The sequence below is a fragment of the Pantoea sp. XY16 genome (genome assembly GCF_025153065.1).
In the GTDB taxonomy this organism is placed as follows: Bacteria; Pseudomonadota; Gammaproteobacteria; order Enterobacterales; family Enterobacteriaceae; genus Pantoea; species Pantoea alfalfae.
The window spans coordinates 359,857-371,803 of sequence record NZ_JANZNP010000005.1; the positions used below are offsets into that span (position 1 = coordinate 359,857).

At 52.4% G+C, this 11,947-nt stretch carries 15 protein-coding genes; 8 read left to right on the forward strand and 7 right to left on the reverse strand.

The window, feature by feature from the left end; translation table 11 throughout:
* Positions 1-2: 2 nt before the first annotated feature.
* Genes N1689_RS09460 through N1689_RS09475 form a run of 4 tightly spaced genes read left to right on the forward strand, consistent with a single transcriptional unit; the run spans position 3 to position 3,055 of the window.
* Complete coding sequence (locus N1689_RS09460) at positions 3-851, forward strand: transporter substrate-binding domain-containing protein (RefSeq protein ID WP_260058687.1); 849 nt, start codon at positions 3-5, stop codon at positions 849-851.
* Positions 852-857: 6 nt separating this feature from the next.
* The gene (locus tag N1689_RS09465) at positions 858-1,583 is read left to right on the forward strand and encodes an ABC transporter permease (RefSeq protein ID WP_202605044.1); all 726 of its coding nucleotides are present in this window, start codon (positions 858-860) and stop codon (positions 1,581-1,583) included.
* 9 nt (positions 1,584-1,592) lie between these two features.
* Positions 1,593-2,279 (forward strand): ABC transporter permease, encoded by a 687-nt coding sequence (locus N1689_RS09470; RefSeq protein WP_161736099.1) that lies wholly within the window; start codon positions 1,593-1,595, stop codon positions 2,277-2,279.
* Complete coding sequence (locus tag N1689_RS09475; RefSeq protein ID WP_010246775.1) at positions 2,276-3,055, forward strand: ABC transporter ATP-binding protein; 780 nt, start codon at positions 2,276-2,278, stop codon at positions 3,053-3,055. Before N1689_RS09470 ends, N1689_RS09475 begins: the two co-directional genes overlap by 4 nt.
* Before the next feature lie 64 nt (positions 3,056-3,119).
* Here the strand turns inward: N1689_RS09475 and N1689_RS09480 are convergent, their stop codons facing one another.
* Positions 3,120-3,713, reverse strand: a complete 594-nt coding sequence (locus N1689_RS09480) for a TetR/AcrR family transcriptional regulator (RefSeq protein ID WP_161736100.1) — start codon at positions 3,711-3,713, stop codon at positions 3,120-3,122.
* Positions 3,714-3,856: 143 nt separating this feature from the next.
* Between N1689_RS09480 and N1689_RS09485 the strand changes: the two genes are divergently transcribed.
* The 3 genes from N1689_RS09485 (at position 3,857) to N1689_RS09495 (ending at position 5,578) form a co-directional block, all read left to right on the forward strand.
* Entirely contained in the window at positions 3,857-4,258 is a 402-nt protein-coding gene (locus N1689_RS09485; RefSeq protein ID WP_161736101.1) for a RidA family protein, read from the forward strand.
* A gap of 116 nt (positions 4,259-4,374) precedes the next feature.
* Positions 4,375-4,935, forward strand: a complete 561-nt coding sequence (locus tag N1689_RS09490; protein WP_260058688.1) for a fasciclin domain-containing protein — start codon at positions 4,375-4,377, stop codon at positions 4,933-4,935.
* 97 nt (positions 4,936-5,032) lie between these two features.
* The gene (locus N1689_RS09495) at positions 5,033-5,578 is read left to right on the forward strand and encodes a sigma-70 family RNA polymerase sigma factor (RefSeq protein WP_260058689.1); all 546 of its coding nucleotides are present in this window, start codon (positions 5,033-5,035) and stop codon (positions 5,576-5,578) included.
* A 197-nt stretch (positions 5,579-5,775) separates the two neighbouring features.
* Here the strand turns inward: N1689_RS09495 and N1689_RS09500 are convergent, their stop codons facing one another.
* The 3 genes from N1689_RS09500 to N1689_RS09510 all read right to left on the reverse strand — a co-directional run bounded on the left by N1689_RS09500 (position 5,776) and on the right by N1689_RS09510 (position 8,936).
* Positions 5,776-7,089, reverse strand: coding sequence for an FAD-binding oxidoreductase (locus N1689_RS09500; RefSeq protein WP_260058690.1), 1,314 nt, complete (start codon positions 7,087-7,089; stop codon positions 5,776-5,778).
* 178 nt (positions 7,090-7,267) lie between these two features.
* Positions 7,268-7,885 (reverse strand): dTMP kinase, encoded by a 618-nt coding sequence (locus N1689_RS09505; protein WP_260058691.1) that lies wholly within the window; start codon positions 7,883-7,885, stop codon positions 7,268-7,270.
* A 364-nt stretch (positions 7,886-8,249) separates the two neighbouring features.
* Positions 8,250-8,936: a hypothetical protein gene (locus N1689_RS09510; protein ID WP_260058692.1), complete on the reverse strand. Its 687-nt coding sequence runs from the start codon at positions 8,934-8,936 to the stop codon at positions 8,250-8,252.
* 331 nt (positions 8,937-9,267) lie between these two features.
* Between N1689_RS09510 and N1689_RS09515 the strand changes: the two genes are divergently transcribed.
* Positions 9,268-9,411 carry a hypothetical protein gene (locus N1689_RS09515; RefSeq protein WP_260058693.1) on the forward strand — a complete coding sequence of 48 codons (144 nt, stop codon included), beginning with the start codon at positions 9,268-9,270 and terminating at the stop codon, positions 9,409-9,411.
* 184 nt (positions 9,412-9,595) lie between these two features.
* Here N1689_RS09515 and N1689_RS09520 read toward each other — a convergent pair whose 3' ends face one another.
* From N1689_RS09520 to N1689_RS09530, 3 genes are all read right to left on the reverse strand, one after another.
* Positions 9,596-9,982, reverse strand: a complete 387-nt coding sequence (locus tag N1689_RS09520; protein WP_260058694.1) for a hypothetical protein — start codon at positions 9,980-9,982, stop codon at positions 9,596-9,598.
* Positions 9,983-10,260: 278 nt separating this feature from the next.
* Positions 10,261-10,593: a hypothetical protein gene (locus tag N1689_RS09525; RefSeq protein WP_260058695.1), complete on the reverse strand. Its 333-nt coding sequence runs from the start codon at positions 10,591-10,593 to the stop codon at positions 10,261-10,263.
* Between the two features lie 791 nt (positions 10,594-11,384).
* A complete protein-coding gene (locus tag N1689_RS09530) occupies positions 11,385-11,933 on the reverse strand; it encodes a GNAT family N-acetyltransferase (protein WP_260058696.1) in 549 nt (182 codons plus the stop codon).
* Between the last annotated feature and the right edge of the window lie 14 nt (positions 11,934-11,947).

Genomic DNA, 11,947 nt, shown 5'->3' on the forward strand with positions numbered 1-11,947 from the left:
ATATGATGATGCGTAACCGCCTGTTCACGGCTTCTCTGACCGTCGCGCTGCTCGCCACTTCCGCGTTCAGCCAGGCGAAAGATTTCGGCACCCTGAAGTTTGCGACTGAAGCGGCTTATCCTCCGTTCAACCAGACCACACCGAGCGGCAAAATCGTCGGCTATGAGCCGGATATGGTGGCGGAACTGGCTAAACGTGCTGACTTTAAATATGAAATCATCGCCCAGAAATGGTCGGGCATGATCCCAGGTCTTATCGACGGTAAATATGATGCGGTGATCGATGCGGTGACCGTAACGCCAAAACGTGCTGAAGCGATCGATTTTACCCATCAGTACACCGTCAGCGTCTCCAGCTTTGTGACTGCGAAAAAAAGCCCGCTGGCCACGCTGCCAGGCAGCGGCACGATTGTGACGGCGAATGATGACGCCGGCATGAAAAAAGCAATCGACGATCTGAAAACCACGTTCAAAGGCAAAACCATTGCGGTGCAGGTCGCCACCATTCAGGCGGATTTCCTTCAAAAATACCTGGGCGATGTTGCCACTATCCGCACCTATCAGGCGGGTCCTGAAACCTTCGCCGACCTGATGAATGGCCGGGTGGATGCCGTCATGGCGTCTCGTACCAACCTCAACGCCTTTGTGAAAAAACATGCTGAGTCGATCAGCAGCAGCGGCTATGGCTTCTCCGGTGGCGTGCTGGGCGCAGGCTCGGCGATTGGTCTGCGTAAAGGCAACAGTGAGCTGCAGCAGGTGCTGAATCAGGCGCTGGACGCCATGATCAAAGATGGGACGCTGAGCAAACTGTCGATCAAATGGTTTGGCGAAGATGTCGCGCCGAAAGCGTAACCGCTGATGCTGATGAATATTGACTGGCAGATACTGGGCTTCGGGGATGAGGGCTGGGGTGGCGTGCTGCTTAATGCCGCCGCCGTTACCGTCAGCGTATCGATATGCGCCTGGCTGCTGGGTGCGTTGCTGGGCAGCGTGCTCTGCTGGATACAGATTGCCGGTTCGCGCTGGCAGCAGCGACTGGCGGCAGGCTATATCACACTGTTTCGCGGCGTGCCGGAACTGCTGGTGATCTACCTCTTCTACTTCGGTGGACGACAGGTGGTCTCCACCGTGGGCACCGCGCTGGGCTTCCAGGGACCGTTCGATGTGAACGGCTTTGTGGCGGGCGCGATTGCCATCGGGCTGATCTCTGGTGCCTATCAGAGCGGGGTATTCCGTGGCGCCTTCTACGCCATTCCCGGCGGAACGCTGGAAGCGGCGACCGTGACCGGCATGGGGCGGCTGATGATGTTTCGCCGCATTATCGTGCCGCAGGCGTTACGCACTGCGCTGCCCGGCATGGGCAACCAGTGGCAATCGGTGATCAAAGAGTCGGCACTGGTCTCGGTCACCGGACTGGTGGAAACGATGAACCAGGTCTCCACCGCAGCCAACTCCACCCAGATGTCCTTTTTCTTCTACAGCGTGGGTGCGGTGATCTACCTGATTATCACCACCTGTTCCGATATGGTTTTCCGCTACGTGGAAAAGTTTGCGATGCGCGGTCAACAGCGCGTGAAGGGATAAGGAGTCCACGTGGATATCATGTTTTTACAGCAGACGCTGCTGGCGCTGCTGAAAGGATTGCCGCTGACCATCAACCTGGCGCTGCTCTCACTGTCTGGCGGCGGCGTGCTGGCGCTGCTGCTTAACCTGCTGCGCATGACGCGTGTCGGCAGCGTTTTCTGTCGCTTCTACGTCTGGCTGTTTCGTGGTACGCCGCTGCTGATACAGATCTTTATGGTCTATTACGGTCTTGGCAGTTTACCGGCGGTGCGGGAAAGCCTGTTCTGGCCGCTGCTGCGCGATCCCTACTGGTGCGGCTTGCTGGCGCTGATTCTGAATGATGCCGCCTACACCTCGGAGATCCTGCGCGGCGGGCTGCGTGCCGTCAGTCAGCAGTCGCTGGAGGCCGCTAAAGTCTCGGGCATGTCGTCGTATAAAATCTTTACTCGCATCACTTTACCGATTGCGATTCGGCAGGCATTGCCGGCTTACAGCAATGAGATCATCTCGATGATCAAAGCGACGTCGCTGGTCAGCACTATCAGCCTGATGGAGATGACTGGCATTGCCGACTCGATAGTCTCTTCCACTTTCCGGGCGCTGGAGGTGTTCCTGAGCGCAGCGGTGATCTATCTGATACTCACCATGCTGGTCAGCAAAGGCGTATCGATGCTGGAACGACGCTTATCACCTTACTATTTTGGAGCACGCTCATGACCGCACCCACCATCATGCTGAGTCATCTCAGAAAGAGTTATGCGGGACACGAAGTGCTGCACGACATCAGCCTGACTGCGCAGGATGGCGATGTGATTTCGCTGATCGGTGCCAGCGGCTCAGGCAAAAGTACGCTGCTACGCTGCATTCCGTTTCTTGAAGTGCCACAGGCAGGCGAAATTGCGGTCGGCGAGGTGAACGTCACGCTGGATAACGCCGACGAAAAACTGAGCCGCGAGCAGCGCCGTCGCATCAAGCTGATGCGAATGCAGCTCGGCTTTGTATTTCAGAGCTTCAACCTGTGGCCGCATAAAACGGTGATGCAGAACATCATTGAAGCACCGGTTCATGTGCAGAAGCGCAGCCATAAAGAGGCAATTGAAGAAGCAGAAGCGCTGCTCCATAAAGTGGGACTCTATGCAAAACGCGACGCCTGGCCGTCGCAGCTTTCCGGCGGACAGCAGCAGCGCGTGGCGATTGCCCGGGCGCTGGCGCAGCAGCCGAAAGCGATCCTGTTTGATGAGCCGACCTCTGCGCTGGATCCGGAGCTGGTGGGTGAAGTACTGCGGGTGATCCGCAGTCTGGCAGAAGAAGGGCGCACCATGATTATCGTGACTCATGAAATGGGCTTTGCGCGTGACGTATCGAACAAAGCGGTGTTTCTGCATCAGGGGATGATTGAGGAGTCGGGCTCACCGGAACAGGTGTTCCTCGATCCGATCTCGCCGCGCTGTCGTGCCTTTGTGAACAGCCACTTTGAGCGCAATGCAGGCTAAAGCAACCGGGATGATGCAATCTGGCTTCAGCACTGATGGCTATTGTTTGAAGCCATGTTCAGGATTAATCACTCTGGCGCAGGCCGCCCGTCAGCTGGATAAACACCTCGATCATCTTCGGCAGTGCCTTTTCCGGGTCACGGCTGGAGCCGACCCAGAGTGCGGCATTCAGCGCTGCGCTGTTCAGCAGATGCGCGGCGGCATCGGCGTCTACCGGCTTGATCGTTCCGCTTTCGATCAGCTTCACAATCGTTTCGCGCGTGGCTGCCAGACAGCTGTTCTGGCTGGGCCAATGCGCGGGATCGCCCAGAAACGCCGGGCCATCGCGCAGCACAATACGCTGCACTTCGGCCTCCATGGCTAACTGAATATAGGCAATGCCTTCTGCCACCAGCTTCTCCCACTCATCTGCCACGCCAGATGCGGCTGCTTTAGCCCGCTGCGCCATCTCACCATCAACCTGTGCCACGACCGCTGCCAGCAGCCCTTTTTTATCGCCGAAATTATGGTAAAGCGCACCACGGGTCAGGCCAACGCTGGACGTCAGTTCATCCATTGATGCTGCCGCAAACCCTTTTTCAGCAAATGCGGTGCGCGCCGCTGCAATCAGCTTTGCACGGTTCTCTTCCATTGTTTCAGCGCGACGTTTAGCGGCCATGAGATCTCCTTTCACATACGGCTCGTATATCATTTGACATACGCAGCGTATGTGTGATTAATATGACATACGCCGCGTATATTAAATCATTCCTGTGTACGCCGCATCCTGCTTTGCCGACTGGCGTTATGAAAGGAACCACTATGATTACGCGCGAAACTGTTTTTCCCGCTGACCGCCATGCCCTTTATCAGCAGCATGGTTATTCTGCTGCCATCCGATCAGGCGATCTGCTGTTTGTCTCCGGTCAGGTGGGCAGCCGTGCTGACGGCACGCCCGAACCCGATTTTCCTGCTCAGGTTGAACGGGCGTTTGAAAATCTGGCGGCAACACTCGCTGCAGCAGGCTGCACTTTTGACGACCTGGTCGATGTCACCACGTTCCACACTGATCCGGAGAACCAGTTTGAAACCATCATGCAGGTGAAGCAGTCCATTTTTCCGCAACCGCCTTACCCTAACTGGACCGCGGTGGGGGTCACCTGGCTGGCGGGATTTGATTTTGAAATCAAGGTGATTGCCCGCATTCCGGCACAACAAAAATAATCCGGTGATGCCGCAAGAAAATAATTAAAACTTTTTGCATCCGTTTTCTTCACTCATTCGTATTAACAGATGAGGGCACATCGGCCCTGTCTGCAAACTCAATGAGGGAAGTGAAAATGAAACCATTCCTGCCAACTCTGCTTTTTTCTGCATTAGTTTTCAGCGGTGCAACCTATTCCGCATCCATGGACAGCGATACGGTCATGGTTGGTGGCGCTGCCATGTACCCGTCAAAAAATATTGTTGAGAATGCTGTTAACTCGAAAGATCACACCACGCTGGTCGCGGCGGTTAAGGACGCCGGTCTGGTTCCGACACTTGAAGGGAAGGGGCCATTTACCGTTTTCGCGCCGACCAATGCCGCCTTTGCAAAATTGCCGCAGGGCACCGTCGACTCTCTGCTTAAGCCAGAGAGCAAACAGAAGCTCACCAGCGTTCTGACCTATCACGTGGTCGCAGGAAAACGGGACATGAAAGCACTGGAGAAAAAAATCAAAGCGGGTGGAGGCAAAGCGGAGCTGAAAACGGTAAATGGCGCATCCCTGCGGGTGATGGCAAACGGCCCGCACAACATTCAGCTTAAAGATGCTCAGGGCAATGTCGCTAACATTACCACTTATGATGTGAATCAGAGTAACGGCGTCATCGACGTTATCGATACCGTGCTGATGCCGTAAAGTGTTACTTATACGGTGTGTAGCCACTGATACTGTGGCTACATCTTTAACAGGGAAGCCGATGACAAAAACTGTGCCTCAAATTCAGGCTGACTTAATGAACCAGATTGCCTGCGGCGATAAATCTGCGCTGGCGCAGTTCTATCACGTCCTCTCTCCCCGGCTTTACGGCATTATTCTGCGTATGGTCAGACGGCGCGACTGGGCAGAAGAGATCCTTCACGACACCTTTATTCAAATCTGGCAGTCGGCAAACGACTACGACCACAAGCGCAGTCAACCGCTGATCTGGCTCAGTCACATAGCAAGAAACAGAGCGATCGATTTTCTGCGCAAACACGAGAACAGATGCTGTTCGATTGAGGAAATTAGCGAAGCTGAAGCGGGTTTTCAGCGTTCACATCTATCTGACGAAAGTCCTGCTGAAGCGCGCCGCCTTCAGCACTGTATGGCGCAGTTACCGTCAGAACAGCGACAAAGCCTTTCGCTCGCCTATTATCGTGGCCTGTCACAGAGTGAGATCGCACTTTCCATGAGACAGCCCGAAGGCACGGTAAAAAGCTGGATACGTCGCGCGTTAACCCATATTCGGGGGTTTTGGCCTGGAACTAGGACTTATGATACTTCCTGGCGCAATATGTAAACGTGCAAGTTTATAAACTACCAGTGCAGGAATAAACATCCTGCACACACTGGCGTGAGCAGGAAAATTGATCATATGTTCTTTGTTGCGCTTCTTTTGCAGAAAGCGATTAATAAAGTCGCGCCATCATGCATGTCATCAATCACCACTTCAGTAATAAATGCCGGAACGTCTTTTATGGTTACTCTTTCTGACAATCAAACCTCTTTACGGCCCAGATACCGCTCTTTCATCAGCGACAATTTAATGCCGATATCCAGCGCTGGCGAGGGTGGCATGATATTGGCTTTGCCCAGCGACAGCATATCTGCAATATGCGGGTTATCCTGTTTCATCATGAAATCCGCCAGCAGCGTGCCTGCCACGGTCTGCTTTGAAATGCCTGCGCCGTTACAGCCGCACGCCGTGCAAATAAATTTGTTCAGCATACCCCATTCCGGCGCGCCGTTACGCGTGACGCTGATGGTGCCAGACCAGGTATGGGTTATCTTCACACTGCCCAGCGTTGGATAGACTTTCTTAAATAAGTGCTCATGCAGCTGGGTCGCCTCATAAGTCCGGGCCGCATTTACCTGCCCCCTGAGCGCGGGTATGACATGCTGGCGAATCAGGAAACGGCGATCTGAGGTAAAACGAAAGGTCGCTCCGGCAATGGCGTTAACCGGCGTGAGTCCCCAGCTCTGCATGGGGGGCAGGGTAGCCAGTTGTTCGTCCGTCAATGGATCGGTGATGCTGGCGAAGGTTGCCATGGCAGCCTGACGCGAAAGTCCCGGACGCAGCTCTGGTGATAGTGCATTGGTGGCCAGCATCACTTTTGGCGATTTAATCACCCCAAAAGGTGTCAGCACTTCAGCCGTGCTGCCGTAACGGATCCCCAGCACGGGTGTGTTATCGAAGCGCTGAACATTCTCAGGTAAACACGCGTTCAGGCCAGCAATCAGCTGTGCTGGATTAACCAGCACGCAGCCCGGTGTATAAATCCCTTTGCTGTAAAAGCGCGTACCGAGTTTATGGTACAGCTCCTCACTGTCTGACATCTGCCACGGCTCGTTCATCAGATCGAGATGGCTGGCATATTCCTTTAAAATAGCGTCGTTACCACGTTCAGCCTGACAGTGATATTTACCGACCTGTTCCCAGTCGCACTGAAGATGATGCTGGGAAATAACCTGCTCCAGCTGACGAATGCCTTCCTGAAGCAAATTCTGGTATGCGTTTGCCTTTTTTAATTCGGCAGTTGAGCTGCCAATATTATGCGGCAGGCCGATAACGAAGCCGGAATTACGTGCCGATGCGCTTTGCTGTGTGCTATGAGCTTCGACGATAATGATTTTCAGGTTCGGATTAATGTCTGCAAGGCGGCGCGCAAAGGCGACGCCTGCAAATCCTGCCCCGACGATGACCCAGTCTGCAGTGATATCGCCCTGCAACGCAGGCTGTGGCGGAAAACTGTGCTCACCCGCAGGCCAGCCCGGTTGATTATGATTGAATGGTATCGATGCGTAGCGCAATTCCCTATGCCTTATATGAAAAATAAAGCAGTTTTATAGGGGAAAGCGGGATGTCTGTGCCAGCGGTAATCTGACTAATCTTGATTTCAGACAAGTAAAATAAAGTGTTTTTTTCTGCACAACCCGGTGTGCACGGATTTGCCGAGAGGAGAGGATAACGCGCCCACAGATTTGCTCTTCAGGACCGAAAAATCACGCTGTGAATTTCAGCCACCACCTGTAACGTTGCCTCTTGAATGCTCCCTTCATTGCGACATAAAAACCAGCCGTTGCTGGCAACTTCCTGCTCAAACGCGCGGGTGCAGGCGATATGTTCTTCCAGGCGGTGAATTACCGTACTTCCCAGGCCACGCGATCGTGCTGCGGCTCTTTCCCAGGAAATTTCCGGCGCAGTGACCACCCCGACATGCAGATCTGGCGTGCGGACGTTGTGCTCACGGTTTAGCTGCAGAACCTCTGTAAAAGGAATCATCCGTCGAAACGCGGCATCTGATGGATACCAGCGATCCATCAGGATAACGCTGTTTTGCGGCTGTTTAGCCAGTACGTTCTGTGAAATCCAGGCACGACTTAAAGCAAAACGCTGACAGATTTCCCCTTCCAGATCTGCTGAGGGATCTCTGGCAAGCCGGTTAACCAGCGCCATGGATTCTGCCCTGAAAGGATCGCTCTTTCTCTCGCTGAGTCGGATCACTTTCATGTTGTCTGCCCTCAGCACTTGCGTGATGGCTTCCAGCAATGTGGTCTTGCCAGCGCCCTTCGGCCCATCCAGAGAAACAAACAGTTGACGATTCATGACTGGAGTGACGATAGAGTCAGGATTTCAGTAAAACGCACATTTGCCAAAAGCATGTTATTTCCTGGTGTGAGAAGCGGATAGTGTCTTAAGCCGTGGGCCATCTTTGTGAGAACAAAATGGAGGAGTATTCACAGACGATAATGGATACGATAAAACGGCTCTGCCTGGCAGGCCTTATCATCCTATTTTCGGATGCATGGAGTAAAACCTGCGTCCTGTAGTTTACGGGAACAGCCTGGAAAACAGAAAGTTCCTGATTTAGTCTGCTGACGGAGGGTTTGAGAGAGAAACGGACCTGAACGCATGCGACGCTCATGTAAACGCAGGACAAAAATCGTTTCTGACAGGGAATCGCATCGCATCAGTTAATCCGTAACGGGTAACATTTTGTCCAGTTGTAGTTGATCTTTGCCAGCGTCAGTTCTCCGGCGACATCCCCAAAATCAACGGTCTGACGTTCCAGAAAATAGCGACGCAAGGTTACGGGTAAAAAAGCCGCGTTGTAGCGCAGCAGGGTGCTGTGCCAGAAGGGGGCCGGTAAAGGGCTGCCGGAATGACGCATCAGCAACTCATGTTTCCAGTCAGAATCGAGCACTTTTTCGCAGAATGACTGGCGCATGGCTACGGCAGGACTTTCAGGGATCCCTGCGAGCAACAACTGACCGGGCAACGCAATGAGCCGGAGATTCCTGATAACGATTTTCTTCGCATCAAGTCCGGTCCAGATAGCCGTCAGCTGATCCACCTTTTCGGGCAACGACGCGTTTTCGTGATAGAGCGGCAGGGTCAGAGGTAAAAAGGTAAAATGAAAACCGTCTGCTGGCAGAACATCGGCTAGTGGATCATCTCTGGTGAGTTGCTGCAGTTCACACAGCAGACGTGTGACATCAGAGGATACAGACGGCTGTATGCCTGCTGCGAGAGCGAATTTTACCGGATCGTAGTAGTTCCCTTGCCTGATATCGCCAATGCCTGCATTTTCTCCCCATATCGCAACGGTATTCTCATTTGCAGAACGGTAGATGTTGTGCAGATTCATCGATTTCATATCAGCCCTTTTGCCATTTAAATCTGTTTGTCGCTAAGGATATTTCTGACTAACGTTTCAGGCTACCTGATTAATCTTTAAGTGATCATTTGGACATTAAAAAAAATGTGAAAGGTTAATTCAGTGCGGATCTCATCCGAGGTGTCTCTGTGGCTCATCGCGCACGTTTAACAAGGTGCTAAACGTGCGCCTCGGCCTTGTAGCGGACAGTGGCAATTTTTGAAGACTGGTAGGTAATCTGACGCAAAAAGGCATTCGAAACATAATGCAGTATCAGCTTTTAACACGCCAAAATTCCAGAATTTCCCTGGTAGCCAGATGTACATGGAAAATGGCTGGACAGCCATTATGGCGACTCGGGGCAGAGGCCGGTTTTCAGTCAAAGAAATCGACAGGGATGATGCACGAACTGGAACGCTGGATGGTGCCGGATAAGCTGCCATTGCTCAGGCTGGCACAATCCGGTGTTTTTTAGGGAGGTTTGGCATTTGCCTGAGCTGGCAACTCCATCAGCTTTTGCAGTTCAGGTCCTGCAGCACGACGTATCAGCATTGTTGTACTGTCTGTTTAGTCTGCAGGCATGAGGCCGCCGGAGTAATCAATCTCCGGCAGACCGCGTTAACAGCATACGGATAATTACGTAGATGCCCTGGTTCCGCTCATCCCGGGAGAACCATCATGTCCTCCCTGACTCCCGCCGCTGCCACCCTGACCGCCGACGCCGCCTGGAGCGGCATCGCCGCCGTTTCCGCCATTACCTGATCCGTCACCATTACCTCCGTTTCCACCATTTCCGCCGTTTTCCCCCCCATTACCGCCGTCGCCGCCATCTCCGTTGCTGCCAGAACCGGCATTCCCTCCGTCTCCCCCGTTTCCATCACCGCCACCGTCGCCACCATCACCATCACCGCCGGGTGAATTATTCCCGCTTCCTCCGTTGCCACCATTCCCTCCATCGGCTCCGTTTGTGCCTCCATTTCCGCCATTTCCGCCATTTCCGCCATCTGAGTTGGAACCCGTGCCAGCGTTACCGCCGTTACCGCCATTACCTCCGTTCAGACAACCGGTGCCTGGTACGCCATTTTTACCATTTTCTCCGTTGGGTGAAGTGGCGTTCCCATTCTGTCCATTCTGACTTTCACAGTCAGACAGCTGGATAGCGCCCTGCGGCAGTGTCTGACTGAAGACTGGAAGGGAAAAAAGAAGTCCTGCCGAAAGCGGTATGAGAATCAGAGTGTTGAGCAGCTTTGACATAAAATTTCCATCCTTTAATTAATAGCCGCCTTCCGGAGGCGACCATTTTTAGTAAGATTTAACAGCCTGATTACGCGCCGCCGCCGTCACCACCACCATCACCGCCATCACCACCGCCGGAACCATTGCCGTTAGCTGAGCCGTTGCCAGTGCCGTTACCATTACCGTTGTCGTTCCCGTTACCGCTGCCGCTGTTATTACCGCCATCTCCGCCCGGGCCACCTGGAGAATTGGCTCCAGAGCCGCCGTTACCGCCGTCACCACCATTCGCATCGCTAATAAGTACGAAGGTATGGGAGAAGTGGTCAGTAAGCGGTTCGTTAATTAACGGTGCGGCGACAGAAATTCGCGCCGCAGAGAGAACAAAAAGACCTAAAGCAAGAGTTAGTTTTTTGTGTCTCATAATCCATCCTTAAAGGTAAGAAATACATGAGATAATCGCGGCCCATCCCGTAAGTAATGAGCCATTTGATTAAAGGTAAATTCATTAAAAATTAAAATCACAGGAGTGTAATGAAACGTATATCGGTGTCTTAGGATGTTTTCATTTGAATTTGAGCGGAGACATCGGAGGTGTTAATTCTTTGTCAGGTCATTGAGTGTATATAAAATTTAAGGCTAATAATTAATCTGCTAATGGTTTGCTCTTTTCATGAACATACACACATTACACTCTTATTAAAGTGGTTTTCTATCAACAAAAAAAAGTGGCGTATATAAATTTAAGAAAAAAGGCGAAAATTTCATTTCTGTATAATTATGCTGACTATTAAGAGGGATGTTCTGATGGATATTATTTAACGATTCTGAACTAACTTTAGCGAACCTTTGAAATACAGATATTTCAGGAGGTACTGCCAGAACAGCTACAGACGAGACCTTAACAGCTAAGGAAACTGCTCAATATCGTTCGGCTGCAAAACAGTAATGCTGTGAGAGCGTTCAGTGTGCGGCCGGTTAATAGTTCGCGGTAGCTTCTCAAACAACCAACTGCCGGAACATGGCCCCCTTCAGCTCCCCGGCGTTGCCGGGTCGTCGAGCTCCACTGCGCTAACCGGCAGTGCCGCTAAGCTCTGCCGAACCGCTAAGCGTTCCGGGCCTGACGGCCAGGGTCTGATGGCGAAAGGCAGGGTTAGCCTCAGCAGCCTGCTTACCGTGCGTAATGAGCGGAAAGCGGACTTTGTATTACCGGTATCATTGAACTCTTAGAGCATTCCACTCATCGCGGGTGATTTCCCAAAGCTCAGAATCCAGAAGGCCGCTGACATACTCCTTCTTGACAGTTTTGATAGGCCGCATTCCGCTAGTGACCGAAATACGCTGAGAGCGGCGGTTAAGGGCTGCTTTAGGTGCGCGTAACACCGGTTTATTCAACACATTGAACCAGTAATCTGTAGCCGCAATACTAGCCTCACGCATATAGCCCTGACCCTGATATTCCGGTGCGAGCCAGAATCCACGATTGTTATCTTCTTCATCGTAAAGACAGATCAAGCCCATAACTTTATCTGGTATCTCACGATTTCTGATAGTCCAGAACCATGCAATTCCTTTCGCCATGTCAGGCAGAGCAACGTTATTGACGTAATTTTCTGCACCATTCTCTGGATAAGGCCAGGGGACCGATGCCACCATATAGCAGACTATTTCCCAGCGAGGATAAAGCGTCTGGATCTGCTTAGCATCTTCGGCGACTAATGGTTTTAAAAGCAACCGATCTGTTGTAAGTGTGGGGGTTAGCATAGGCAGTTATCCTT